23 protein-coding genes are annotated in these 25,802 nt (G+C 68.2%); 18 read left to right on the top strand and 5 right to left on the bottom strand.

Annotated elements, in window-relative coordinates:
• Window position 1 precedes the first annotated feature (1 nt).
• The gene (locus ACZ5MC_RS02570) at window positions 2-529 is read left to right on the top strand and encodes a ferritin-like domain-containing protein (RefSeq protein WP_306598701.1); all 528 of its coding nucleotides are present in this window, start codon (window positions 2-4) and stop codon (window positions 527-529) included.
• Here the strand turns inward: ACZ5MC_RS02570 and ACZ5MC_RS02565 are convergent.
• Window positions 526-1,140: a MarC family protein gene (locus ACZ5MC_RS02565; protein WP_306598700.1), complete on the bottom strand. Its 615-nt coding sequence runs from the start codon at window positions 1,138-1,140 to the stop codon at window positions 526-528. The genes ACZ5MC_RS02570 and ACZ5MC_RS02565 overlap by 4 nt on opposite strands.
• Before the next feature lie 11 nt (window positions 1,141-1,151).
• Window positions 1,152-2,042, bottom strand: a complete 891-nt coding sequence (locus ACZ5MC_RS02560; protein WP_306598699.1) for a LysR family transcriptional regulator — start codon at window positions 2,040-2,042, stop codon at window positions 1,152-1,154.
• A 94-nt stretch (window positions 2,043-2,136) separates the two neighbouring features.
• Here ACZ5MC_RS02560 and ttdA point away from each other — a divergent pair, with 94 nt between their 5' ends.
• Both ttdA and ttdB read left to right on the top strand, forming a co-directional pair.
• The gene (gene ttdA, locus ACZ5MC_RS02555) at window positions 2,137-3,036 is read left to right on the top strand and encodes a L(+)-tartrate dehydratase subunit alpha (RefSeq protein WP_464516977.1); all 900 of its coding nucleotides are present in this window, start codon (window positions 2,137-2,139) and stop codon (window positions 3,034-3,036) included.
• A complete protein-coding gene (gene ttdB / locus ACZ5MC_RS02550; RefSeq protein WP_464516976.1) occupies window positions 3,033-3,638 on the top strand; it encodes a L(+)-tartrate dehydratase subunit beta in 606 nt (201 codons plus the stop codon). The genes ttdA and ttdB overlap by 4 nt, the downstream gene beginning before the upstream one ends.
• On the opposite strand, the gene ACZ5MC_RS02545 is transcribed toward ttdB, so the two are convergent.
• Window positions 3,639-5,096 carry a glycoside hydrolase family 130 protein gene (locus tag ACZ5MC_RS02545; protein ID WP_464516975.1) on the bottom strand — a complete coding sequence of 486 codons (1,458 nt, stop codon included), beginning with the start codon at window positions 5,094-5,096 and terminating at the stop codon, window positions 3,639-3,641. It abuts the gene before it with no gap.
• The gene (locus ACZ5MC_RS02540; protein ID WP_464516974.1) at window positions 5,093-7,378 is read right to left on the bottom strand and encodes a glycosyltransferase family 4 protein; all 2,286 of its coding nucleotides are present in this window, start codon (window positions 7,376-7,378) and stop codon (window positions 5,093-5,095) included. Before ACZ5MC_RS02540 ends, ACZ5MC_RS02545 begins: the two co-directional genes overlap by 4 nt.
• Window positions 7,379-7,725: 347 nt before the next feature.
• Here ACZ5MC_RS02540 and ACZ5MC_RS02535 point away from each other — a divergent pair, with 347 nt between their 5' ends.
• The 7 genes from ACZ5MC_RS02535 to ACZ5MC_RS02505 all read left to right on the top strand — a co-directional run bounded on the left by ACZ5MC_RS02535 (window position 7,726) and on the right by ACZ5MC_RS02505 (window position 15,459).
• Window positions 7,726-8,229: an outer membrane beta-barrel protein gene (locus ACZ5MC_RS02535; RefSeq protein ID WP_306598694.1), complete on the top strand. Its 504-nt coding sequence runs from the start codon at window positions 7,726-7,728 to the stop codon at window positions 8,227-8,229.
• 156 nt (window positions 8,230-8,385) lie between these two features.
• Window positions 8,386-10,488: a PAS domain-containing sensor histidine kinase gene (locus ACZ5MC_RS02530; RefSeq protein ID WP_306598693.1), complete on the top strand. Its 2,103-nt coding sequence runs from the start codon at window positions 8,386-8,388 to the stop codon at window positions 10,486-10,488.
• Window positions 10,485-11,285 carry a response regulator gene (locus ACZ5MC_RS02525; RefSeq protein ID WP_464516973.1) on the top strand — a complete coding sequence of 267 codons (801 nt, stop codon included), beginning with the start codon at window positions 10,485-10,487 and terminating at the stop codon, window positions 11,283-11,285. The genes ACZ5MC_RS02530 and ACZ5MC_RS02525 overlap by 4 nt, the downstream gene beginning before the upstream one ends.
• A 173-nt stretch (window positions 11,286-11,458) precedes the next feature.
• Complete coding sequence (locus tag ACZ5MC_RS02520; protein ID WP_464516972.1) at window positions 11,459-11,917, top strand: hypothetical protein; 459 nt, start codon at window positions 11,459-11,461, stop codon at window positions 11,915-11,917.
• 9 nt (window positions 11,918-11,926) lie between these two features.
• Window positions 11,927-13,927 (top strand): ATP-binding protein, encoded by a 2,001-nt coding sequence (locus ACZ5MC_RS02515; RefSeq protein WP_464516971.1) that lies wholly within the window; start codon window positions 11,927-11,929, stop codon window positions 13,925-13,927.
• Window positions 13,928-14,070: 143 nt separating this feature from the next.
• Complete coding sequence (locus ACZ5MC_RS02510; RefSeq protein WP_464516970.1) at window positions 14,071-14,550, top strand: RrF2 family transcriptional regulator; 480 nt, start codon at window positions 14,071-14,073, stop codon at window positions 14,548-14,550.
• A 3-nt stretch (window positions 14,551-14,553) separates the two neighbouring features.
• Window positions 14,554-15,459, top strand: a complete 906-nt coding sequence (locus ACZ5MC_RS02505) for a DMT family transporter (protein WP_464516969.1) — start codon at window positions 14,554-14,556, stop codon at window positions 15,457-15,459.
• Here ACZ5MC_RS02505 and ACZ5MC_RS02500 read toward each other — a convergent pair.
• Window positions 15,456-16,850: a sigma-54 interaction domain-containing protein gene (locus ACZ5MC_RS02500; RefSeq protein WP_306598687.1), complete on the bottom strand. Its 1,395-nt coding sequence runs from the start codon at window positions 16,848-16,850 to the stop codon at window positions 15,456-15,458. The two genes, ACZ5MC_RS02505 and ACZ5MC_RS02500, sit on opposite strands and share 4 nt — an antisense overlap.
• A gap of 290 nt (window positions 16,851-17,140) precedes the next feature.
• Here ACZ5MC_RS02500 and ACZ5MC_RS02495 point away from each other — a divergent pair, with 290 nt between their 5' ends.
• The 8 genes from ACZ5MC_RS02495 (at window position 17,141) to gltA (ending at window position 25,492) form a co-directional block, all read left to right on the top strand.
• Window positions 17,141-17,800 (top strand): CoA transferase subunit A, encoded by a 660-nt coding sequence (locus ACZ5MC_RS02495; RefSeq protein WP_464516968.1) that lies wholly within the window; start codon window positions 17,141-17,143, stop codon window positions 17,798-17,800.
• Window positions 17,797-18,444: a 3-oxoacid CoA-transferase subunit B gene (locus tag ACZ5MC_RS02490; protein WP_306598685.1), complete on the top strand. Its 648-nt coding sequence runs from the start codon at window positions 17,797-17,799 to the stop codon at window positions 18,442-18,444. The genes ACZ5MC_RS02495 and ACZ5MC_RS02490 overlap by 4 nt, the downstream gene beginning before the upstream one ends.
• 36 nt (window positions 18,445-18,480) lie before the next feature.
• Complete coding sequence (locus ACZ5MC_RS02485) at window positions 18,481-18,822, top strand: cupin domain-containing protein (protein WP_306598684.1); 342 nt, start codon at window positions 18,481-18,483, stop codon at window positions 18,820-18,822.
• Between the two features lie 16 nt (window positions 18,823-18,838).
• On the top strand, window positions 18,839-19,627 hold the full coding sequence (locus ACZ5MC_RS02480; protein ID WP_306598683.1) for an SDR family NAD(P)-dependent oxidoreductase: 789 nt from the start codon (window positions 18,839-18,841) through the stop codon (window positions 19,625-19,627).
• 22 nt (window positions 19,628-19,649) lie between these two features.
• Window positions 19,650-20,585, top strand: a complete 936-nt coding sequence (locus ACZ5MC_RS02475; protein ID WP_464516967.1) for a 3-hydroxyacyl-CoA dehydrogenase family protein — start codon at window positions 19,650-19,652, stop codon at window positions 20,583-20,585.
• Window positions 20,586-20,630: 45 nt separating this feature from the next.
• Complete coding sequence (locus ACZ5MC_RS02470; protein ID WP_464516966.1) at window positions 20,631-21,815, top strand: acetyl-CoA C-acetyltransferase; 1,185 nt, start codon at window positions 20,631-20,633, stop codon at window positions 21,813-21,815.
• Between the two features lie 14 nt (window positions 21,816-21,829).
• Window positions 21,830-22,672, top strand: a complete 843-nt coding sequence (locus ACZ5MC_RS02465) for a beta-keto acid cleavage family enzyme (RefSeq protein WP_464516965.1) — start codon at window positions 21,830-21,832, stop codon at window positions 22,670-22,672.
• Window positions 22,673-22,765: 93 nt separating this feature from the next.
• A complete protein-coding gene (gltA, locus tag ACZ5MC_RS02460; protein WP_464516964.1) occupies window positions 22,766-25,492 on the top strand; it encodes an NADPH-dependent glutamate synthase in 2,727 nt (908 codons plus the stop codon).
• Window positions 25,493-25,802 lie beyond the last annotated feature (310 nt).

Genomic DNA, 25,802 nt, shown 5'->3' with positions numbered 1-25,802 from the left:
CATGACGATCCGAGGCATTGACCTGGCCGCGCTGTCCCTGAAGGACGCCCTCGACCTCGCCATCCTGGTGGAGGACGAGGCCATGGAGCGCTACGAGGAGTTCGCGTTCCAGATGGAGCAGCACCGCACCCCCGAGGCCGCGAAGTTCTTCCGGTACATGATCGAGAACGAGGCCAAGCACGGCCGCGACCTGAGGGCCCGCAGGGCCCTGGACTTCCGGGACGAGCCCTCCCGGGTCACCTCGGCCATGATCTGGGACGTGGAAGCCCCCGACTACGACGCGGCCCGCGCCTTCATGACCCCGCGCCGCGCCATGGAGGCCGCCCTCGCCTCCGAGATCAAGGCCCATGCCTTCTTCGAGGGGGCCCTGGCCTCCATCCAGGACCCCACGGTGGCCGCCCTGTTCCTGGAGCTGCGGGACGAGGAGCTCCAGCACCAGGCCCTGGTCAGGGCCGAACTGGCCAAGCTGCCCCCCGACAGCGGCCTGGACGACGAGGACTTCGTGGATCCCCCCGCGGGAGTGGACTAGCCCGCCATCACCTGGCGCGCGAATTTCTGGATGCCCGACAGCAGCATCTCCACGGCCATCGCCGTGAGCACCAGCCCCATGAGCCGCTCGAAGGCCATCGTCACCTGCTCGCCCAGGAAGGCGGCGATGCGTTCGGCGAACACCAGCACCACGGCCGAGATGGCCATGGCCACCCCGATGGCGGCGAGCCACTCCCAGAGGCGGGCCGGGTCGCCCGACACCAGCAGCAGGACCGTGGCGATGGCGCTGGGGCCCGCGATGAGGGGGATGGCCAGGGGCACCAGGAACGGTTCGCCCTTGCGGGCGGACTCGGCGTGGCCCTCGGGGTGGGGGAACACCATCTTCAGGGCGATGAGGAAGAGGATCACGCCGCCGGCGATGCCCAGGGAGGTGTCCGACAGGTGCATGAGCCGCAGGACGCCCTGGCCGAACAGGGCGAAGAACACCAGGATGGCCGTGGCCAGGAGCACTTCCCGGATGATCACCCGCCGGCGGCGCGCCGGGTCCACCTGGCGCAGGATGCCGATGAAGGGCGGGATGTTGCCCAGGGGATCGGTGACCAGGACCAGCAGGATGAGGGCGGAGGCGAAGGTGTTCGGGGAGGGGACCATGAGGCTCCAGTCTACCGGAACTTCGACTGCAGGAATTCCACGCACACCCGCACCTTGGCGGACTCCGTGAGGCGCATGGGGTACACCGCGCAGATGGGGGCGTCCTGGCGGTACTCCGGCAGCACCCGCACCAGGCTGCCCTCCCGCAGCCCGGCCTCCACGTCCCAGTCGGACCGGAGGATGATCCCGTGGCCGTCCAGGGCCCACTGGTGGGCCACCTCGCCGTTGTTGCAGGACAGGGGCCCCGCGGCGCGGACGGCCTCCGTCCCCTTCGGACCGGCCAGCTTCCAGATGCCGAAGCTCTGGTCCCTTTCGCGCACCACGATGCAGTCGTGCCTGCCAAGGTCCCGGAGGGTGGCCGGCGCGCCGCGGCGCGCGAGGTAGGCGGGGGCGGCGCAGAGGACCCGGGCGTTGGCGGCGATGCGCTTGACGATCAGGCTGGGATCCGATTCGCCGCCGATGCGGATGTCGATGTCGAAGCCCTCGCCGATGAGGTCCACGGGGCGGCTGAGCAGCTCCAGCTGGATGCGCAGCTGGGGATGCAGCCGGGCCAGCTCCGACAGGGCCGGCCCGATGCGCTTGCGGCCGAAGCCTGAACTGGTGCTGATCTTGAGCACGCCGCGCGGGGCGGTCTTGAGGCTGGTGACCGCCTCCGTCATCTGCTCGGCATCCTCGATGATGCGCTGGGCCCACCGGTGGACGGTCTCGCCGTCCTCGCTGAGGGTCACCCGGCGCGTGGTCCGGTGCAGCAGGCGCACGTTCAGGAGCCCCTCCAGCAGGGCGATGCGCTTGCTCACGTAGGCCGGGGAGACCCCCAGCTCCGTGGCGGTGGCCAGGAAGCTGCTGTTGCGCACCACGAAGCAGAACAGGCGGAGGTCGTCGAGGGGGGGCAGATTGTTCACGATTCGTGTTCCAAGTCTTCATGAATTATCCAATAGTTTTCGTTTCGCAAGGGATTATCTTTTGACTACCCCGACATCAGGAATGGAGTTGCCCATGAACCACGAGCAGGCAGTGAAGTCCATGACGGACACCATGTCCGCCTTCACGGACTACGTCGGCAAGCACCTTCCCGATGATGTCCTCGCCAAGCTGAAGGAGCTCCGCGCCCAGGAGGACAGCCCCCTCGCGACGGTGGTCTACGACTCCATGTTCGACAACCTGGCCAAGGCCGGGGAGCTGAACCGCCCGGCCTGCCAGGACACGGGCGTCATCCAGTACTTCGTGAAGGCCGGGGCGCAGTTCCCCCTGCTGGGCGAGGTGCGCGCGATCCTGCGCGAGGCCACCCTGAACGCCACCCGGTCGGCCCCCCTGCGCCACAACGCGGTGCAGATCTTCCAGGAGAAGAACACAGGCGACAACACCGGCGACAAGATCCCCTGGATCGACTGGGACATCGTTCCCGCCGACAGCGGCATCACCATCGAGGTCTACATGGCCGGCGGCGGCTGCAGCCTGCCCGGGCAGGGCCGGACCCTCATGCCCGCGGCCGGCTACGAAGGGGTGGTGGAGTTCGTGTTCGACGTGATGACCTCGTACGGCATCAACGCCTGCCCTCCGATCCTCGTGGGCGTGGGCATCGCCGGTTCCATCGAGGTGGCGGCGAACCTCTCCAAGAAGGCCCTGTTCCGCCCCATCGGCTCCCGCAACCCGGATGCCCGGGGCGCGGAGATGGAGCGGCTCATGGAAAAGGGGCTCAACGGCATCGGCCTCGGCCCCCAGGGGGTCTCCGGCCGGAATTCCGTCATGGGCGTCCACATCGAGAGCGCGGCCCGCCATCCGTCCACCATCAGCGTGGCCATCTCCACCGGATGCTGGGCGCACCGGCGGGGCACGATCCGCATCAACGGCGACCTCTCCTTCGAAATCATTTCCCACAAAGGGGCCCAGCTGTGAAAAAGATCCTCACCACCCCCATCAGCAACGAGGACCTCGCGTCCCTCACCGCCGGCGACATCGTCTACCTCACCGGCCAGATGGTCACCTGCCGGGACATGGGCCACCGCCGGCTCATCGAGCTGGGCATCCCGCTGCCCGTGGACCTCCAGGGCGGCGCGATCCTGCACGCGGGGCCCATCGTCCGCAGGGCGGGCGAAGGCTGGGAGATGGTCTCCATCGGCCCCACCACCAGCATGCGCATGGAAGGCTACGAGCGCGAATTCATCCGGCAGACCGGGGTCAAGCTCGTCATCGGCAAGGGCGGCATGGGCCCCCAGACCCTGGAGGGCTGCCGCGAATCCAAGGCGGTCCACGCCATCTTCCCCGGCGGCTGCGCCGTGCTCGCGGCCACCCAGGTGGAGGAGATCGAGCGCGTGGAGTGGCTCGACCTTGGGATGCCCGAGGCCCTCTGGGTGTCCCGGGTGAAGGAATTCGGCCCGCTCATCATCACCATCGACACCAAGGGCAACAACCTCATCGACGCCAACAAGGCCACGTTCAATGAGCGCAAGATCCCCATCGTCAAGGAGATCTCGGCCCAGGTCCGGTTCATCAAATAGTCAGTCCCCCAAGGCCCCCAGCAGCTCGTCGAGGTTCACCGTCACGATGGTCGAGGCCCGGTCGCTCATGGCGTAGGGCAGGATCAGGTCCCGCCCGTGGCGCAGCGAGCCGCAGCTGTAGACCACGTTGGGCACGTACCCCTCCCGTCCGCTGCCCTCGGGCGCCAGCAGCGGTTCCCGCAGGCGCCCGATCACCTTCGAGGGGTCCTGCAAGTCGAGCAGGATGGCGCCGATGCAGTACTTCCGCATGGGCCCCACCCCGTGGGTGAGGACGATCCAGCCGGCCTCGGTCTCGATGGGAGAGCCGCAGTTGCCCACCTTCACCCCCTCCCACATCTCCGCGGGCCGCATGATCACCCGGGGGTCGCTCCAGTAGTGCGGGTTGTCCGAGAACATGAGAAGGAGGTTCTCGTCGTCCTGGCGGCTCAGCATCGCGTAGTTCCCGTCGATGCGCCTGGGGAAGAGGGCCATGCCCTTGTTCTGCACGGCGGACCCGTTGAGGGTGAGGACGCGGAAATGGAGGAAGTCCTGGGTCTCGATCAGCTGGGGCAGGATGGCGTGCCCGTTGTAGGCGGTGTAGGTCGCGTAGTACGTCACCGTCCCGTCGTCGTCGGTGAACCGCACGAACCGGGCGTCCTCGATGCCGTTGCTCTCGTTGGCCGATACGGGGAAGATGACCCGCTCCCCGAGGGTGTGCCGGCCGGAGAAGTTCATCTCGTAGTTGGAGTCCGCCAGCCACTGGATGCAACGCAGGGTGGCGTCCAGGTCCTTGCCGTGGGGCCGGGTCTCCCGCCGGACCCGCTGCAGGCTCGTGGCCAGGAGACCGCGGGTGAAGCCCTCGGGAAGGACCTCCATCACGGCGTGGGCGTGTTCGTTGTCGAAGCCCATCTCGTGGAGCTTGATCAGGAAGGGGCCCTTCCGGTAGCTGGGGTCGGGGTCGATGTCGGGCTCGGTCACCATCCGGGAGACGGGATCCAGGGCGATGCCGCCGCCCGGGGCGATGCCCCCGGTGCGGAATTCGATGGACGAGATGTGCCCTTCCCCCGTTGCCCGGAGGCTCATGATGAACCGCAGGCCGCCTTCGGGAACCCCGAACTGGTCCGGGTGGGCGACGATGGAGGGGTTGAAGAGGGCCGCCGATTCCAGGGCGTATTCACCCGAGAACAGGGAACCGATGAGGAGCTTGCGGTCCCGGGAGAGGGGCTGGTCCGTGAACAGGTGCGGGGCCACCCGCCGGAAGTTGGCAAGCAGGGCCGCCTCCATGTCGAAGTGGCGGCTCTCGAACTCCTTCAGCACGGCCTCCAGGTCCCGGCCCACCTCCTCCTCGCGCAGCGCCAGGGCCCGGCCGAGGATGGCGAGGACGCGGTTGACGTTGGAGGGGATGAAGGGACGGATGATGACGCGGGCGCTCTGGGGGACCAGCGTGATGTCGTGGGCGCGGACCTTGACCCGGCTCATAGCCCGCCGCCCACCGTGTGCCGGACCACGAACTCGGATTCGCTCATCTCCGCCAGGGCCAGATGGAAGGCCAGGGTGGATTCGGCCCCCTGGTTCTCGCTGATGCGGTCCACGTGCAGGCCGTCCCCGCAGCCTCCGGTGCTGGCGTCGTACACCGGGAGCCGGAGATCGTTGCGGCCCAGGAACCATTCGAAGGCCCGCTTGGCCTCCCGGAGCCAGGCCGGGTCCTGGGTGGCCCGGAAGGCGTCAAGACAGGCCGAGACCATGGCCTGGGCCTCCACCGGCTGCTGGTCGAAATCGGCGTGGGCGCCGTCCCGGGCATAGAAGCCGTTGCTTCCGATGGGCCGGAAGTGGCCGGCCGGGGCCTTCTGCACCGAGGCGAGCCAGCTCAGGGACTTGAGGCCCACCTCCATGGCCCCGGAAGCGGCCTCGCCCTGGGCGCTGAGGATGAGCGCCTGGCAGATCCGCGCGTTGTCGTAGGTGGCGCAGGGCTCGAACCAGGGCCAGTTGTCGGTGGCGCACTCCCGCCAGAGGGTCAGGAGCCTTTCCGTAAGGAGGGTGCGCATCTCCCTGGCCTGGGCCTTGTGGGGATTGCCCAGCAGGTATTCGTGGATGCCCAGCAGCGTGAACGCCCAGGCCCGGGGCGAGATGAAGCCGGCCACCGCGCCCAGGCCCCGGTCGAAGAGGAGCGACGCCAGCTTGCGGTGGCCCGGGTTCCGGGACCGGCCCGCTCCGGTGCCCAGGGCCCACAGGGCCCGGCCATGGCTGTCCTCGCTGCCGTGGGCCTCCAGCCAGACCCGGCCGTGGCTCATGAAGTTCCGGAACCGGCCCGTCTCCCGGTTCAGCGCCGCGGAGAGGAACGCCAGGTAGCTGGTAGCCAGGTGGTCCAGCTTGTCGGAGGGGGACCCGCCGCCGCTCTCGTCCAGCAGGTTGCAGAGGATGTAGGCCCGGGCGTTGTCGTCCGTGCAGTAGCCCTCGTCGTAGTTGGGGACGTTGAAGGTGGCGTGCTGGAGCATGCCGGTGCCGTCGCTCATGCGCACCAGGTGGTCCAGGCGGACCGGGGGCAGGTCGTAGGGGCGGGTGGCCAGGGTCCACTGGGCGAAGGCCGAGCGGGGCTTGGTCCGCCGCTCCCTGCGGGCGCGCATGAAGGAATCCAGGTACTTCCGCCCCACGACGGGCCAGAGCATCTCCCGTCCCAGCGCGTAGGCCCGCTCCCGGGTGGCCAGCAGGCGCTCCGGGTCGTCCAGGTAGGCGCAGACGGCCTTGGCGATGGCCGAGGGATCGCGGAAGGGCACCAGGGTGCCCCGGTCGTCGGCGAGCAGTTCCTGGGCGTGCCAGTAGGGGGTGGAGACCACCGCCTTGCCCGCGCCGAAGACGTAGGCCAGGGTGCCCGAGGTGATCTGCGCCTCGTTGACGTAGGTGGTCAGGTAGATGTCCGTGGCGCCGATGAACTCCTTCAGGTCCTCCAGCGAGACGAACCGGTTGTAGAAGATCACGTTCTCCTTGACCCCCAGGTCCTCGGCGAGCCGCTCGAGGCCCAGCCGGTAGGTCTCCCCCTCCCGGGCCACCAGGTGCGGGTGCGTTGCGCCCAGCACGAGGTAGACCACGTCGGGGTGCTCCTTCACGATCTCCGGCAGCGCCTCGATGACGTACTCGATGCCCTTGCCCGGGCCCAGGAGCCCGAAGGTGAGCAGCACCTGGCGGCCCTCCACGCCGAACTGCTCCTTGTAGAACCCCGAGTCGACGAAGGGCATGTCCGGGATGCCGTGGGCGATGATGTCGATCTTGGCGTCGGGCGCGCGGTACGTCTCCAGCAGGATCTCCCGGCCCTTGCCCGACATCACCACGAGCCGGTCGCTGCGCTGGATGAGCTCGTCCATCACCTTGCGCTGGGCCTCGTTGGGGTCCCGCAGGATGGTGTGGAGCGTGGTCACCACCGGCATGCGCACTTCCTTGAGGAGGGCCAGGAGATGGCTTCCCGCAGGGCCCCCGTAGATGCCGAACTCGTGCTGCACGCAGAGGACGCCGGCGTTGCTGAAGTTCAGGAAGTCCGCGGCCCGCCGGTAGGAGTTCAGGTCCTTCTGGGCCAGCTCGAATCGCACGCGCGGAGGATACTCGTACCCTTCGATCCGGTCGTTCACGGCCCCCGTGAAGCAGTCCGCATCGGGCGCCGCGCCGGCGACCGCCTCGCAGACGTCGGTGGTGAAGGTGGCGATCCCGCACAGGCGCGGCAGGTAGCCGCCCAGGAATGCGATCCGCTCCAGCGGGGTGGAGTCTGACATCACGTGCCTTCCTTTCGCTCCGGCCCGCCCTTGCGGACGCAGCCGATCATCCGGTGGGCCTTCAAGGTGCGGCACCGGTTCGCCGGCCCGGCCAACCTGATGACCCCGTGCCCCGGATCCCGTTCCAACAGTTCCTCAAGGTCCAGATCGGTGGCGCGCACAGCGGATACCCAGCTTTCATTTTGAAGCATAGGCCCATTCAAATTGGATGAGGCAGGAAAGCCCATATCTCAACGAATTAATTTATCTTCAACGATTCGTTTACTAACGGAATGGCACGCCCTGTGCACTCTTAGCCTCCCAGGCCCAAAGCCCTGGGCTCATCTTCCCCACGCCAAGGAGACCTCGTGCGTTCCAACCTGTTCACGCTTCCCATCCTCCTCACCTGCCTCGCGGGCGGTTCCCTCGCCGCCCAGGACTTCCGCCTGGGAGTCCAGGGCGGGCTTGTCCTGCCCTCGGGCGACCTGTCCGATTCCGCGTCCCTCGGCCTCCAGGTCGGCGGGCACGCCCGGTGGGATTTCGGCCGCGGCCACGGCCTCATGGCCCGGGCCGACCTGACCTCCTTCGGCCGCAAGGACGGCTACGGGTCCTCCAGCCTGGGCATTGGGGCCGACTACACCTACCACTTCGACCGCGCCCGGCGCGGCGTGTACGTCCTCGCCGGGCTCTCCGCCCAGAACTACAGCCGGGACTTCCCCGACGGCACCTCGCGCGACAGTGGCCTGGGCATCGACCTGGGCGCCGGCTACGACCTGGACCGGAACCTCGGCCTGCAGGCCCGGTTCACGTCGGTCAACGCCGGGCACGACACCCTGACGGCGCTCTGCCTCGGCGTCACCTACACCTTCTGACCCGGGCGCCGGGCCTTGTGCCTGAATGCATGAAATGCATCATTTTTACAAATAAAGGGAGCGCCCATGCGGAAGGGACCTATACTTGGGCGGGACGATCTCAGCCCCTCGGCCTCGCGATCCGCAAGCATACCCGCGACTTCAACGAGGTGGCCGATGTCCGGAATCGCAGAAGACCGTCCCAGGCCCGCAGGGGCAGGCAAGAACCCGGTGGGCGCGCGCCCCCGGGGCAGCCTGCTCAAGACAGGGGCCCTCCAGAAAGCGATCTTCAACAGCGCCAACTTCTCGAGCATCGCTACGGACGCCAGGGGCGTCATCCAGATCTTCAACGTGGGCGCGGAGCGCATGCTCGGCTATGCCGCCGCGGAAGTGATGAACAAGATCACCCCCGCCGACATCTCCGATCCCCGGGAGGTCATCCTGCGGGCCCGGGCCCTGAGCCTGGAGCTGGACACCGACATCACCCCGGGCTTCGAGGCCCTGGTGTTCAAGGCGTCCCGGGGCATCGAGGACATCTACGAGCTGACCTACATCCGCAAGGACGGGACCCGTTTCCCGGCCGTGGTGTCGGTCACCGCGCTGCGTGACGCCCAGGGCGGCATCATCGGCTACCTGCTCATCGGCACCGACAACACCGCCCGCAAGCAGATCGAGGCCGACCAGGAAAAGCTCGCCCAGCGCCTGCGGGACCACCAGTTCTACACGCGCTCCCTCTTCGAATCCAACATCGACGCGCTGATCACCACGGACCCGTCCGGCATCATCACGGACGTCAACAAGCAGATGGAGGCCCTCACCAACTGCACCCGCGACGAGCTGATAGGCGCGCCCTTCCGGAAGTTCTTCACGGATCCGGACCGGGCCGACGCCAGCATCAAGCGCGTCCTCAGCGAGAAGAACATCACCAACTACGAGCTCACGGCGCGTGCCCTGGACGGCAGGGAGACCGTGGTCTCCTTCAACGCGACCACGCTCTACGACCGGGACCGCACCCTGCAGGGCGTCTTCGCGGCGGCGCGGGACATCACGGAAAGCAAGCGCATGGATGAGCTCCTCCAGGCCAAGAACACGGAACTGGAGATCGCCCGGTCCGTGGCCGAGAAGGCGAACCTCGCCAAATCCGAGTTCCTCTCCGGCATGAGCCACGAGCTGCGCTCGCCCCTGAACGCCATCCTCGGGTTCGCCCAGCTGATGGACACCGCCACGCCCCATCCGAGCGCCTCCCAGAAGGCCAGCCTCAAGCAGATCCTGAACGCCGGCTGGTACCTCCTGAAGCTGGTCAACGAGATCCTCGACCTGGCGGTGATCGAGTCGGGAACCCTCTGCATCTCGGTGGAACCTGTCTCCCTCGAGGAAGTGCTCCTCGAGTGCAGGGCCATGATGGAACCCGAGGCCATGAAGCGCTCCCTGGCCATGGCCTTCCCCGTGCTGGACCGGCCCTGCTTCGTGCAGGCCGACCGGGTGCGGCTGAAGCAGGTCCTGCTCAACCTCCTGTCCAACGCCATCAAGTACAACCGCAAGGGGGGCAGCGTCACCGTGGCCTCCACCCTGATCGGAAGCCATCTGCGCCTCAGCGTCCGGGACACCGGCTCGGGCCTGTCGCCCGAACTCGTGGAACAGCTCTTCCAGCCCTTCAACCGCCTGGGCAGGGAAGGCAGCGCCGAGGAGGGCACAGGCATCGGCCTGGTGATGTGCAAGGTCCTGGTGGAACTCATGGGCGGGCGGATCGGCGTGGAATCCATGCCCGGCGCCGGCTGCGAATTCTGGTTCGAACTGGGTTCAGCCCAACCGCCGCGCCTGGCCGAGGAGGGAGCCGACCCCATCCCGGGCGCCACCCAGGCGGTTTCCGCGGACGCGGCCCCGCGCACCCTCCTCTATGTGGAGGACAACTCGGCCAACCTCGCCCTGGTGGAACAGCTCATCGAGCGCCGCCCGGACCTGCGCCTCATCAGCGCGGGCACCGGGGCCCGGGGCATCGAGATGGCCCGGATCCACCACCCCGAGGTGATCCTCATGGACATCAACCTGCCGGGGATGTCCGGCATCCAGGCGCTGCTGCGGCTGCGCGAGGACCCGGCCACCGCGGGCATTCCCGTCATGGCCGTCAGCGCCAACGCCATGCTCAGCGATGTGCAGAAGGGGCTGGCCCTGGGGTTCTTCCGCTACCTCACCAAGCCCATCAACGTCACTGAATTCATGGAAGCATTGGACCTCGCTCTGGCCATCGAACCGGACCGGGGCCTCGGGACGGTCGGATGAAACCTTCGGACATCCTCCTCGGCAGGATCCTCATCGTTGACGACCTGGAAGCCAACGTCATCCTGCTGGAGGAGATGCTCAAGGGCGCGGGCTACACGTCGGTAAGCTCCACAAGGGATCCCTCCCGGGTCTGCGAACTCCACCTCCTGAACCGCTACGACCTGATCCTCCTGGATCTCCTGATGCCGGGCATGGACGGTTTCCAGGTCATGGAGAACCTCGCGACCATCGAAACGGAGGGCTACCTTCCCGTCCTGGTGGTCACCGCCCAGTCCGGCCACAAGCTCCGGGCCCTTCAGGCCGGCGCCAGGGACTTCGTCAGCAAGCCCTTCGACCTGGCCGAGGTCCTGATCCGGGTCCACAACCTGCTGGAGGTGCGTCTCCTGCAGAGGGAGGCGAGGGAGCTCTGCGAGCGCATCCAGACCCAGAAGGACGTGTCCGGGCACCTCCTGGCGGCCCTGCTGCCCCCAGGCGTCCCGGCCGCCCCTGCCGGCGGTCCCGAAGCCGCCGTCCGCGAGCGGATCGCGGAAGTGACGATGCTCTTCGCCAACCTCCAGGCATTCACCGCCTTCGCCGAAGGGGCCGGCGGGAAGGTGCTGAAGGCGGTCCTGGACGGCGTGTCCAGCGACTTCGACCAGGCCTGCCCCCCTGCCCCCGGCCTCCCCGGGCCCCGCGCGGACCGTGCCATGGCCGCGACGGGCGACGCCCGGGAACTGGTGGAGGCCGTGGGCCGGTTCAATGGGCACAATCCCTACCGGCTCGCCCTGCGCATGGGGCTGGACGCCGCCCCGACCTGAGCTCCCCCGAAGTGAATGAAGCGCCCTTTCATTTTGAATGGGCCGACCGGAACCGCGGCGGAGCCGGGTGGCGCCAAGGGGCACTGTCCCTGCATCCGGCGAATGGCCCGGGAAATGCTCCTTCCCGTTGGAGGCTGCCCGGATCCCCCCGCAGCCGTTCCCGGAGATCGACCATGAAATTGCACCTCCTCCCCTTCACCGCACTGCTCCTTCTGAGTCCGTCCCCGGCTCGGGCCCAGGTCCGCCTCGGCATCTCCATCGGCCTGCCCGTGGCCCCGCGAATGGAGATCATCTCCCCCGGCATCCAGGTGGTCACGGGGTTCGAGGAGGAAGTGTTCCTCCAGGGAGGCTGGTACTGGGCCCGCAGGTCCGACGGCTGGTACCGCTCGCGCAACGGGCGGGGCAGCTACGACTACGTGGAAGGCCGCCGCGTGCCCCGTGGCCTCGTGCGGATGCCCCAGGGGCACTATCGCAACTGGCACCATGAGGGCTGGGATCGCGGCGAGAGCCGGGGCCAGCGCAGGCAGGAGGAGCGTTACGGCGCGCGCGGCGAGAACCGGGGCCAGCGCAGGCAGGAGGAGCGCCACGACGAGCGCGGCAGGAAGAACGAGGGCGGCCACGGCCATCACTAGAGGTTTTCGATGACGCATGCGGAGGAACCCACCCTCAAGGCGACCCTGGAACTCGTTCAGGAGCTTCGGCTCCGCCAGGCGACCCTCGAGGCGCAGAACGAGGTCTTCCGCAGGGCCGAGGCCGACCTCAACACGGCCCGCGCCCGCTACATCGAGTGCTACGACCTGGCCCCCGTGTGCTACCTGATCCTCGACGCGAAGGGGCGGGTCCTGGAGGCCAACCTGACCTCGGCGGCCCTTCTGGGCGTCCTGCGCAGCACCCTGATCCTCCAGCCCATAACCCGTTTCATTCTCGAACCGGACCAGGACCTCTATGAAAGACAGAGGATCCAGGCGCTGAGGGACGGGCAGTCCGGACCCTTCGAGATCCGGATGAGGCGCCCCGACGGCTCGAACTTCTGGGCCCACATGACCACCATCGGGGCCCTGGACGAGGAAGGTGCCCAGGTGTGGCGCGTGGTGGTCCTGGACATCTCCGACCAGAAGCGCAGCGAGACCCTCCTTCTGAGGAGCGAGACCGACCTGAAGGAATCCCAGGGCCTCGCGCACATCGCGGGGTGGGAGTGGGACGCCGCCAGGGACGAGATGAACTGGTCCGAGGAGTTCGCCCACATTCTCGGCCTCCCCCCGGGGCGGACGTCCATGACCCGGGAGGAGAGCCTCCTGCTCTACGTCCCCTCGGCGGGTGAAGCCCTCGACGCCCTCTCGACCCGTTCGATGCTGACCGGGGAGCCCTACGAGATCATCCTCGAGGTCGCCGCCCCCGCCACCGGGACCCGCTGGGTCCTGGGCCGAGGCGAGGTCCACCGGGATGCGTCCGGCGCCATCCAGGGCCTGCGCGGCACGCTCCAGGACATCACCGAACGCAAGCGGGCCGAGACCGAAGGGGCCCGCCTTCAGGACCAGCTGCTGCAGGCCAACCGCATGGAGAGCCTGGGCAGCCTCGCCGGGGGCGTCGCCCACGACATGAACAATGTCCTTGCCGCCATCCTCAGCCTGGCCACCGTGCACCTGGAGATCCAGGCCCCCGGCAGCCCCGTGCACCAGGCCTTCGAGATCATCTCCCAGGCCGCCACGAGGGGTGGAGCCATGATGAAGCGCCTCCTGGGCTTCGCGCGCACCAGCCCGGTCGAGGTGCTGGACCTGGACATGAACGCCCTGGTGCGCGGAGAGATCGCCCTCCTGGAGCGCACGACCCTGTACAAGGTCACCCTCGCGATGGACCTCGCGGAGGGACTCCGCCCCATCCGCGGGGATCCCGCCGCCCTGAGCAACGCCCTGATGAACCTCTGCGTCAACGCCGTGGACGCCATGCCCGGCAGCGGCACCCTCACGCTGCGCACCCGCAACCTCGGCCTGGACTGGATCGAGGTCCGGGTCTCGGATACGGGCACCGGCATGCCCAAGGAGATCCTCGCCAAGGCCCTCGACCCCTACTTCACCACCAAGGACGTGGGCAAGGGCACCGGGCTGGGCCTGCCCCTGGCCTACAGCACCGTCCGCGCCCACGGAGGCGAACTGGAGATCCTCAGCAGGCCCGGCGTCGGAACGCGGGTGAAGATGCGGTTCCCCGCCTGCAACCTGGCCGCCCCGGTCCCCGTTCCCCGGGCTTCGCCGGCACCCGGGCCGGACGCGCCGTCCATGGCCATCCTTCTCGTGGACGACGACGAGCTCGTGCGCGCCTCCGCGGGCACCATCCTGGAATTCCTGGGCCACACCGCGAGGGTCGCCCCCAGCGGCGAGAAGGCCCTGGCCGAGATCGGGGCCGGCTTCCGGCCCGACCTCGTGATCCTGGACATGAACATGCCCGGACTGGGCGGCTCCGGCACCCTGCCCCGCCTGCGGGCGCTGCTGCCGCAGGTTCCGGTGCTGCTGGCCACCGGAAGGGCTGACCAGGCCGCCCTGGAGCTCATCCTCGCCCATCCGCAGGTGACGCTCCTCTCAAAGCCCTACAGCTTCGACGACCTCAGGACGCGGCTGAAGGCGGCTTCGAATCACCTCGAATCCTGAACACATGTGCGACGCATGTGTTCATTAATGTGGCCGGGCGAAGCACCGTCCCGGGTCACGAAGGTTCAAATCAACAATATAAATGGGTTAGCGGAATTCGCAAATTGGCACACTCGCTGCTTGGTGAGGGGCGGAGGCATGACATGGTTTTCTCCAAGCCCACCGGATATGCGCTTCGGGCCCTTGCGGTCCTGCCCGTGGAGGGCCCCTACGTGAGGGCCCGCGACATCGCGCGCGAAGTGGGCGTTCCGGCGCCGTACCTGGCCAAGATCCTCTACACGCTGGCCACCCGGGGCCTGATCGACTCCGCCCGCGGTCCCGGGGGCGGCGTGCGCCTGGCCCGGCCGGCCCGCCTCATCACGCTGGGAGAGGTCGCCGAGGCGTTCTTCGAGGAGACCCCGGCCGAACCGTGCTGCCTCCTGGGCCTGGACGCGTGCGGCCACCGCGACAACCCGTGCCCCCTGCGCAGGGCCTGGAACGCCCTCCAGGCGGAGAAGGCCCACGCCCTGGCCCGGGTGACCATCGAGGATCTCCAGGCCCGGAACGGGACCCGCATCGCCCGGCCGGGTTCTCCGGCCCGCCGGCGATTCGGGCGCATCCTTCCGGTGGAGACGGTAGCCTGAGGGATGACCGGAGCCGCCGCACCTTCCCGATCCACCCTATGGGCCGTGCTGCTCCTTGCCGTTCTGCCGCTCGTGTTCGGCTACAACTGGGTGGTGATGAAGCGGGTGCTGGACCATGTGGGCCCCTTCGAATTCGCCGCCCTGCGCTTCATCCTGGGCGCGGCGGTCCTCTTCGCCGTGCTGGCCGCTCGCAGGCAGCCCCTGGCCCTGCCCCACCCGGGCCCGGTGATCCTCGTGGGGCTCTTCCAGTACACCGCCAACATCGGCCTGGTGCTCTGGGCCCTGCGGGGCGGTCCCATCGGGCGCGCCGCCCTCCTGAACTACGCCATGCCCCTCTGGGTCGTCCTCATGGCCTGGCCCCTGCTGAAGGAGAGGCCCACCCGGCCCCAGTGGATGGCCCTGGGCGCGGCATCCATGGGCATCACCCTCCTGTTCGTGTCCCGGGGCATCCAGGGGCGCACCCACGCGGCCCTGCTGGCCCTGCTCTCGGGCATCTGCTGGGCCTGCGCCACGGTGCTCTCCAAGCACCTCCTTTCCCGGCTCAAGATGGATCCCCTGCTGCTCACGGCCTGGCAGATGCTGGCCGGCGGCCTCGTCCTGGCCGCGGTGGCCCTGCTCTTCCCCGGCAGGCCCACCCAGTGGGCCGCCCCCTACTTCATCTTCGCCCTGGTCTGGGAGGTGCTCCCGGCCACGGCCATGGCCTGGTTCCTCTGGAACGTCCTGCTCAAGCGCGTGGACGCGAGCGTCGCCGGCATCGTGGTCCTGTCGGCGCCGCTGGTGGGCATCCTGAGCGCGGCCATCGAGCTGCGGGAGATCCCCCGGGGACTCGAGGCCCTGGGCATGGTGCTGATCGTGCTGTCCCTGGTGTTCGTGGGGCCCCTGGCGGTAAGGCAGGTGCGTTCGAGCTAGACCGGGCTCTTCCGGATCTGGATGCCGTGCTTGCGGATCTTGCTGTAGAGCGTCGTCCGGCTCACGCCCAGGCGCTTGGCGGCCATGGAGAGGTTGAACTGGTTGCTCTCCAGGGCCTCCAGCAGGGCGGCGCGCTCGGCGCCCCCCAGGGAGGGGACGCGCAACGCGTCGCCCTGGATGTGGATGCCGGTGTCCATGGGGTCGGCCAGCACCTGGATGACGTCCTCGGGCGAGATGTCCCGCTCGGAATCCAGGAAGCTGAGCCACCGGAGGACGTTGCGCAGCTCGCGCACGTTGCCGGGCCAGTGGTAGCCCATGAGGACCTCCATGGCCCCCGACGTGAAGGACATGGAGAGGTGGGCCCTGTCGATCAGGTGGCGCACCAGGAGGGGGATGTCCTCCCGTCGGGCCCGAAGGGGCGGAACGCGGATCTCGGCGGTGCTGAGGCGGTAGTAGAGGTCGGGCCGGAATTTGCCGGTGCGGCAGCTCTCCTTGAGCTCGTGGTTGGTGGAGGCGATGATGCGGGCGTTCAGCGGCAGGATCCTGGTGCCGCCGATGTGCTCGTACTCCCCCTCCTCCAGGACGCGCAGCAGCTTGGACTGGAGGCGCAGGTCCATGTCGCCGATCTCGTCCAGCAGGATGGAGCCGCCCGAGGCCAGTTCGAACTTGCCCTTCTTGGTGCTCACCGCGCCCGTGAAGGCCCCCTTCTCGTGGCCGAACAGCTCGGACTCCAGCAGGTCGTTGGGGATGGCGGTGCAGTTGATCTTCACGAAGGGGCTGAAGGTGGAGTCCAGGTGCTCGGAGTGGAAGCCGCTGGCCAGGATCTCCTTTCCCGTGCCGGTCTCGCCCAGGATCAGGATGGGGTTCACCTTCTTGCGGGCCACGTTGCGGCAGTGGGTGATGAGCTTCTGGGTGGCCGCGCTCTCCCCGATGAAGTCGCTGAAGGTGTAGTTGGCGTCGATGCGGGCCACGGCGTTGTAGATGCGGGCGCTGTCGGCGTCCTGGTTGTCGTTGAGGCTGGCGATGATCTTCTTCAGGCGGTTCATGCTGTGGAACAGCAGCGCCCCCACGGCGCCGATGATCTCGCCCTTCCAGATGACCGGGTGCACGTCGGTCATGCACTTGCGTCCGTTGAGCACCACCAGGATGCCCAGCTGCGCCTTGCCCGTGGCCAGCACCTCCGCGAAGGGGGAGACGGCGTCCACGTGGCTGACGTGCCTTCCGATGGAGTCCGCCTGGGTCGTCCCGCCCACGTGGGCGGACTTCTTGGTGTTGTGGAGGACGATGCCGTTGGCGTCCAGGACGATGGCCCCGTCGAAGGCCTTCTCCAGGATCTCGTCGAACAGGCCGCCTCGCGTGTGCAGGTCCTTCGGGCTCATTTCAAGTGGCATGGGTGGGTCTCCGGGGGGCGGAAGGCGTGGCTGTCCATTTGGCAAGGGTAAGGATGCACACATGCGTTGGACACGTGTCCATATTTTTCTCCCGGTTGGCGTAAAGGCGCGGCGGCGATCGGATAATTAATTGAAATTATTGATCTTGTTGTTCCTGATCGCATTGGCATAGTTGCTGCTACGTCAGGGGGAAAGCTGAATCGCAGGGGGAACCCGGTTCCCCCGAATCCCTCGGAAGGCAGCCGCCTCCGGGTTCGACTCGTCCTGCACGCATGTAAAGGAAGGCCCCCGTGAACAAAGTCATACCCCTAGAGCAGGCGGTGGCCCTGGTGAAGGAAGGCGCCACCGTGATGATCAACGGCTTCATGGCCGTCAAGACGCCCGAGACCCTCATCGACGGCCTGGTGGCCCAGGGCACCGGCTCCCTCACGGTCATCTCCAACGACGCCTCGGTCCAGGGCAAGGGCGTCGGCAAGCTGCTTTCCGCGGGCCTGATCCACAAGCTGGTGGCCTCCCACATCGGGCTGAACCCCGAAGCCGCCACCCGCATGCACGCCGGCAATCTGGAAGTCGAACTGATCCCCCAGGGCACCCTGGCCGAGCGCATCCGCTGCGGCGGCTCCGGGCTGGGCGGCGTCCTGACGCCCACCGGGGTCGGCACCTCCGTGGAGGAGGGCAAGGAGAAGCTCGTGGTGGACGGCCGGGAGTACCTCCTGGAGAAGCCCCTGCGCGCGGACGTCACCCTCCTGCGGGGCTCGGTGGTGGACACCCTGGGCAACGTGTACTACCGGGGCACCACCAAGAACTTCAGCATCGTGATGGCCATGGCGGCCGACCTGGTCATCGCCGAGGCCGAGAAGCTCGTGGAGCCCGGCGACCTGGACCCGGACCTTGTGATGACCCCCAGCCTCTTCGTGGACCACATCGTCGTCGCCGGAGGTGCCCTGTGAGCGAGCTCAACGAGAAGGACCTCATCGCCAGCCGCGTGGCCCGGGAACTGGAGGACGGCTTCGTCGTCAACCTGGGCATCGGCCTGCCAACCCTGGTGGCCAACTTCGTGCCCGAGGGGATCCACATCACCCTCCAGGCCGAGAACGGGCTGCTGGGCATGGGCGCCCTCTGCGCCCCCGGCGAGGAGGACCCGGACGTCATCAACGCCGGCAACCAGTTCGTGACCTACGGCAAGGGCGCGGCCTTCTTCGACAGCGCCATGTCCTTCGCCATGATCCGTGGCGGGCACGTGAACATGACGGTCCTGGGCGCGCTCCAGGTGGACGAGCAGGGCAACATCGCCAGCCACATGGTGCCCGGCAGGATGGTGCCCGGCATGGGCGGCGCCATGGACCTGGTGGCCGGGGCCCGCAAGGTGATCGTGGCGATGCTGCACACCTCCAAGGGCGCCCACAAGATCCTCAAGAGCTGCACCCTGCCGCTCACCGCCAAGGCCAAGGTCAACCTCATCGTCACGGAGAAGGCGGTGCTCGAGGTCACACCCGCGGGCCTGCTCCTCAAGGAAATCATGCCGGGCTCCTCCCTCGAGGACGTCGTGGCCAGCACGGGCGCGGACCTCATCCTCGCCGATCACCTCACGTAGTCCGCCGGCGACCTGCCAGCCTCTGGAGAAACCACCATGAAAAAGCGCGAACTCAAGGACTGCACGTCCTACGATCCCCCCAGGCACTTCAAGATGGCCGCCCTGCGCCTGCAGGGCAAGGAGGAGTCCGGCTGCGAGAAGTTCTGGATGGGCCTGTCCCACTTCCTCCCCGGCGGCGGCGCCGAGTTCGAGGCCACCCCGGCCGAGAAGATCTACTTCGTGGTCGAGGGCGAGGTCGTCGTCACCACCGGCAACGGCGAGAAGATCGTCCTGCGCAGGACCGACTCCATCCGCATCGGACCCGACGAGGGCCGGTCGATCCTGAACGAGTCCAACCTGCCGGCTTCCATGCTGGTCGTCATCAACTACCCCGCCTGATCGAGGACCGAGCGCCATGAGCGAAATGACCGAGGATTTCATCAAGAACCTGTTCAACCTCGAGGGCAAGGTCGCCATCGTCACCGGCGGCGCCGGGGCCCTGGGCGAGAGCATCTGCGAAGGCCTGGCGGCCTACGGCGCCGACATCGTCGTCACGGGACGCACCCTCAAGACCCTCGACGAGGCCGTGGCCAGGATCGAGAAGTACGGCCGCAAGGCCGTGGCCATCCCCTGCGACGTGTCCAGGGAGGAGGACGTCGTCCGGATGGTCGCCACCGTCATGGAGAAGTTCGGGAAGATCGACATCCTGTTCACCGTCGCCGGCATCGCCAAGCGCTACGCCGCCGAGGACTTCCCGGTCGAGGAGTTCGACCAGGTCATGAACATCAATGTCCGCGGCACCTTCCTGGCCTGCAAGCACGTGGGCCGGGTCATGAAGGAGCAGAAGTCCGGCAAGATCGTCACCATCTCCTCCGTGCGCGGCTTCGCGGGCCACCCCGGAGGCTACGTCGCCTACGGCCCCTCCAAGGCGGCGGTGGACGGCATGACCAAGCAATTGAGCACCGAATGGGCGAAGTACGGCATCACCGTCAACGCCATCGCCCCCACCATCTTCTGGACCCCCCTCACCCAGCAGGTCCTGCAGGACGAGAAGCTCAAGAAGATCTTCCTGGACCGCATCCCCCTCGGCCGCGCCGCCATGCCCGCGGACATGGTGGGCATCTCCGTCTACTTCGCCTCGGCGGCCTCGGACTTCATCAGCGGCCAGATCCTCTACGTGGACGGCGGGCTCACCGCGGGCTGAAGGCAGAGAAAGGAGCACCACCATGAAGGAAATCCGGAACGTGGCCGTCATCGGCTCGGGGCTCATGGGCTGCGGCATCGCCCAGGTGTTCGCCTCCCGCGCGGACCACGCCGTGACGCTCTACGACAGTTTCACCCCCGGCAAGGCCGCCCTGGAGCGCATCCTGGGCAACCTGAACCTCCTGGAGGCCAAGGGCGTCATGACCGAGGAGGAGATCACCGCCATCCTGGCCCGGGTCGCGCCCTGCGAGACCCTGGCGCAGGCGGTGGCCGCAGCCGACCTGGTGGTGGAGTGCATCCCCGAGCAGATGGAACTCAAGCAGGACCTCTTCGCCGAACTGGAGAGGCTCTGCGGCCCGGAGACCATCTTCGCCACCGGAACCTCGGTGATGAGCGTCACCGAGATCGGCGCGAAGGTGCGCTCGCGGCACCGGCTGGTGGGCACCCACTTCTGGAACCCGCCCTACCTGATCCCCCTGGTGGAAGTCGTCCGGTCGGAATTCACGGACCCCGCCGTGGTGGACGCCACCATGGAGGTGCTCCGCAGGTGCGGCAAGCACCCCGTGCGCGTCAACCGCGACGTTCCGGGCTTCCTCGCCAACCGCCTCCAGCACGCCCTCTGGCGGGAGGCGATCTCCATCGTCGAGAACGGAATCGCCGACGCGGCCTCCGTGGACGAGGCGATCCGGCTGGGCTTCGGCCTGCGCCTGCCGATCCTGGGCCCCATGGAGAACGCCGACATGGTGGGCACCGACCTCACCCTGGCCATCCACACCTACATCCTCCCCCACCTGGAGAACGCCCCCAGCCCGTCGCCGCTCCTCGTGGAGCGGGTGCGGAAGGGGGAACTGGGCTTCAAGTCCGGCCAGGGGTTCCAGACCTGGTCCCCCCAGGACATCGAAGCCTCCCGGAAGCGCCTGATCAACTATCTGATCGACGTGCTGTACCAGAAGAACTAGCCCCCCTCCGCCTGATCCAGTCCTTTACTCCGATTGAGGTTAACCATGCGTGAAGCAGTCATCGTCAGTGCCGTCCGAACGGCCATCGGAACCTTCGGTGGTTCCCTGGCCGGCCTATCCGCCGTGGAAATGGGCAGCATCGCCGCCAAGGAGGCTCTCCAGAGGGCCGGGGTCGACCCCTCCGCCGTGGATGAAGTGATCATCGGCAACGTCCTGTCCGCCGGCCTGGGCCAGAACGTGGCCCGGCAGGTGGCCCTGAAGGCCGGCCTGCCCGGGACGGTGAGCTGCTTCAGCATCAACAAGGTATGCGGCTCCGGCCTGCGGGCCATCAGCCTCGCCGCCCAGCTCATCAAGGCCGGGGACGCCGACGTGGTCCTGGCCGGCGGCACGGAGAGCATGAGCAACTCCCCCTACCTGCTCAACAAGGCCCGTTTCGGCTACAAGATGGGCAACGACACCCTGGTCGATTCCATGATCTGCGACGGCCTGTGGGACATCTACAACGACTACCACATGGGCATCACGGCCGAGAACGTCGCCGCGCAGTACGGCATCAGCCGCGAGGCCCAGGACGCCTTCGCCCTGGTCAGCCAGCAGCGCGCCGAGGCCGCCGTCAAGGAGGGCCGGTTCAAGGACGAGATCGTTCCCGTGGTCATGCCCCAGAAGAAGGGCGAACCCAAGGTCTTCGACACGGACGAATTCCCCCGCTTCGGTTCCTCCCTGGAAGGCTTCGCCAGGCTCCGCCCGGCCTTCAAGAAGGACGGCACCGTCACCGCCGGCAACGCCTCGGGCATCAACGACGGCGCGGCCATGACCCTCGTCATGTCCGCCGAAAAGGCCCGGGAGCTGGGCCTCAAGCCCCTGGCCCGCATCGCCTCCCATGCCTCGGCCGGCGTGGATCCCTCCGTCATGGGCTACGGCCCCGTGCCCGCGTCCCGGAAGGCCCTGGCCAAGGCCGGCCTCACCGTAAAGGACCTGGGCCTCGTGGAGGCCAACGAGGCCTTCGCGGCCCAGGCCCTGGCCGTCAGCGCCGGACTGGACCTGGACCCCGCCTTCACCAACGTCAACGGCGGCGCCATCGCCCTGGGCCACCCCATCGGGGCCTCGGGCGCGCGCATCGCCACCACCCTCATCCATGAACTGAAGCGCAGGAACGCCCGGTTCGGCCTGGCCACCCTTTGCATCGGCGGCGGCATGGGCACGGCCCTGATCGTAGAGAACCTGCAGTAGCCCCGGAGGACGCCATGTCCGATCTCAGCAGCAAGGTCATCCTGACCGTCGCCCCCACCGGCGCCTGGCCCTCCAAGGAGGACACGCCCCACGTCCCGCTCCAGCCCGGGGAGATCGCCGAGGAGGTCTACGCCTGCTGGAAGGCCGGCGCCTCCATCGCCCACATCCACGTGCGGGATGACAACAACAAGTCCTCCATGAGCTTCGAGAAGTTCACCGAGACCGTGAACCTCATCCGGGCCACGGACTGCGACATCGTCCTGAACCTGACCACCTCGGGCCAGCTGGGACTGGCCGACGAGGACCGCATGAAGCACCTCATCGCCCTGAAGCCCGAGCTGGCCTCCTACGACTGCGGTTCCATGAACTGGCTGCACACCTCGGTCTTCGAGAACAGCCCCCGCTTCCTTGAGAAGCTGGGCACCTGCATGCAGGAGAACGGGGTCAAGCCGGAGATCGAGATCTTCGACGCCGGCATGATCAGCAACGCCGTCCACTACCTCAAGAAGGGCTTCCTGAAGGCCCCCCTGCACTTCCAGTTCGTGCTGGGCGCCGCCGGCGGCATGGACGCCACGGTCGAGAACCTCGTGTTCCTCAAGAGCCTGCTCCCCGCCGGCTGCACCTGGGGCGCCCTGGGCATCGGCAAGGGCCACCTGCCCATCATGTACGCCGCCCTCGCCCTGGGCGGGCACGTCCGGGTGGGCATGGAGGACAACATCCTCTACTCCAAGGGCGTGCTGGCCAGGTCCAACGTGGAGTTCGTCGACCGCACCAGGCGCATCGTCGCCGAGCTCAACAAGGAGATCGCCACCCCCGCCGAGGCGCGGGCCATTCTTGGCCTGCCCGCCAAGGCCTAGCAAGGCGAACGTTCCGCCCCGGGGATGGGAAGGCTGGCGCCGTCCGCGCCGCCCCTTCCCATCCCCGATCCATTCCAACGACCGGAGCCCCGAATGCCCCTTTCCCCTTTCGACGAAACCAGCATGGCCCCGTGGCATGCCTTCCATGCCGCGGCCCTGGACCGCCTGGATCACCTGGAGGAGGCCCTGGCCTCCCGGGACTGGCCGAACCTGACCGGCCTCCTTCGCTGGGTGGCCACCGACCTGTGCGCCCACAACCGGGCCGAGGAGCTGGAGCTCCTGCCCCTCCTGGAGGAGGTGGGGGCCGAGGCCCTGTGCGAGCAGCTCCTGTCCGACCACCAGGAGATCCGGGAGCGCTCGGAAAGCCTCCTGGCCACCGGCGGCACCCGCATTTGCCCGGAGCTCGCGCGCGAACTGCTGGGCCTGATCCGGCAGCACATCGGCACCGAGGAGCACCTCATGCTCCCCCTGCTGCGGGGGAAATCCCTCAACGGGCGCGCCGACGTGGACGCCGAGGGCTACCGGATCCTGGAGAAGCGCCTCCTGGCCCCGGAGACCTGGAGCTTCATCGTCCAGGCCCCCATGGTGGCCCGGGGCCGCAGGCCCGGCCAGTTCCTCATGGTGGCCCCCTTCGAGAAGAGCGAGCGCATCCCCCTGACCCTGGCCGACGGCGATGCCCGCGAGGGCTGGATCCGCTTCATCATGGTGGAGGTGGGCGCCACCACCCGGGCCATGGGCAGGCTGAGCGCCGGCGACCTGCTGTACGCGGTGGCGGGCCCCATGGGGGAGCCCAGCGAGCTGGTCGAGGAGGGCACCGTGGTGCTGGTGGCCGGCGGCTACGGCAGCGCGGCCATCCTGCCCGCGGCCAAGGCCCTCAAGGCCAGGGGCCAGCGGGTGATCACCATCCTGGGCGGCAGGTCCAGGGAGCGCGTGCTGCTGGCCGAGGAGCTGGAGCTGGCCTCCGACGAGCTCATCGTCACCACCGACGACGGCACCCTGGGCCGCAAGGGCATCGTCACCCATCCCCTGGCCGAGGTCCTGGAGCGCGAACCCGTGGCCGAGGTGGTGGCCGTGGGCCCCATGCCCATGATGCAGGCGGTCTCCGAGGCCACCCGGGAGCGCGGCATCTTCACGCTGGTGAGCCTCAACGCCCTCATGGTCGACGGCACGGGCATGTGCGGCGGCTGCCGGGTGTCGGTGGGCGGCGAGATGAAGTTCGCGTGCTTCGACGGCCCCGACTTCGACGGCCACAAGGTCGACTTCAACATGCTCCGCATGCGCCAGAACTGGTACAAGGAGGACGAGGCCGCCGCCCAGGACCACGTGTGCAACCTGGGCCTGTCCAGCCATCCGGTGACGGACGCGGACATGCCCTTCATCGCGCCGGTGGCCGACCTGGACTGGCAGAACCTGGACCTGCCCTCCCTCAAGCCCGCCCAGCGCATGAAGATCCCCCGCCAGGTGGCGGCCTGCCAGGATCCGGCCATCCGCGTGGGCAACTTCTCGGAAGTGACCCTGGCGCTGAACCCCGAGCAGGCCCGGCTGGAGGCCGCCCGCTGCCTGGACTGCAAGGTGCCCAAGTGCGTGGACCGCTGCCCCGTGAACATCGACATCCCGGCCTTCATCCGGGAGATCGCCGCCGGCGACCCCCTGGCCGCGGCCCGCATCCTCAAGCGGTCCTCGAGCCTGCCCGCCGTGTGCGGCCGGGTGTGCCCGCAGGAGAAGCAGTGCGAGGCCAAGTGCGTGGTGGGCATCAAGGGCGAGGCCGTGGGCATCGGGCGCCTGGAGCGCTTCGCCGCCGACGCGCTGCTGGCCGCCGAGCCCGAGACGCCGCCCATGGCGCCGGCCACGGGCCGCAAGGTGGCCGTGGTGGGCGCGGGCCCCGCGGGCCTCACCGTCGCCGGCGAGCTGGCCGGGAAGGGCCACGACGTCACGGTCTACGACGCCCTGCACCGCCCCGGAGGCGTGCTGCTCTACGGCATTCCCGAGTTCCGCCTGCCCAACGCCATCGTGGAGAAGGAAGTGGACACGCTGCGCCGCATGGGCGTGAAGTTCGTCCTGAACACCCTGGTGGGCCGTTCCATGACCCTGGCCGAGCTCCGGTCCGAAAACGACGCCGTGTTCATGGGCACCGGCGCGGGCCTGCCCGGCATGCTGGGGATCCCGGGCGAGGACTTCAAGGGCATCTACACCGCCAACGAGTTCCTCACCCGCATCAACCTCATGCGCGCCGACCTCTTCCCCGAATCCGGCACGCCGGTGACGGTCGGCAGGCACGTGGTCATCGTGGGCTGCGGCAACACCGCCATGGACGCCTCCCGCGCCGCGCGGCGCCTGGGCCCCGAATCGGTCTCGATCGTCTACCGCCGCACCATCAAGGAATCCACCGCCCGCAAGGAGGAGCTGGAGCACACCGGGGAGGAGGGCGTCCACTTCCACTTCCTCACCAACCCCCTGCGCTGCATCGGCAACGACAAGGGCTGGATCACCCACATCGAGTGCGCCGTCATGGAGCTCAACGAGCCCGGCCCGGACGGCCGCCGGGGCGTGCGCGCCACCGCCGGGACCGTGACCCTGCCCTGCGACACCCTGGTGGTGGCCCTGGGCTTCTCCGTGAACCCGCTGATCGCCCAGACCGAGGACCGCCTCAAGACCCTCAAGGGCGGCGTGGTGCGGGTGGACGAGGCCACCGGGGAGACCACGGTGCCGGGGGTCTTCGCCGGCGGCGATGTCATCACGGGCGGGGCGACGGTGATCCTCGCCATGGGCCAGGGCCGCCGTGCGGCCGAGGCCATGCACCGGTACTTGGCCAAGGTGTAACCCTTGTAGTCAATAGGCCAATTCCTGGGTACCTGTTCCTGCCCATGGGCCGCCGGCGGGTGTAATGGTTCCGGGCATAGGTGTCAGGATCCGTGACAGCGTCGGCAGGCCCTCCCGCATCAGGGTCAAACCAATTGTTTGCTTTAGCTTACCCACCGGCCACGGCCCCTCCGGATCCCCGGGGCCGCCGTTGGACGGTGTCCCTTCCGTTACGATCGGGATCCCGGTCCGGGTTCCGGTCGGGCACCTCCTTCCCTGGGATCCCCATGTTTGGGGGGTTCTGGAGCATCCCGACGATCTCCAAAGGAAT

Source organism: Mesoterricola sp. JemC181 (assembly GCF_055384585.1).
The sequence above is the reverse complement of the archived record's forward strand: the minus strand, read 5'-3'. Positions and strand labels throughout refer to the sequence as shown.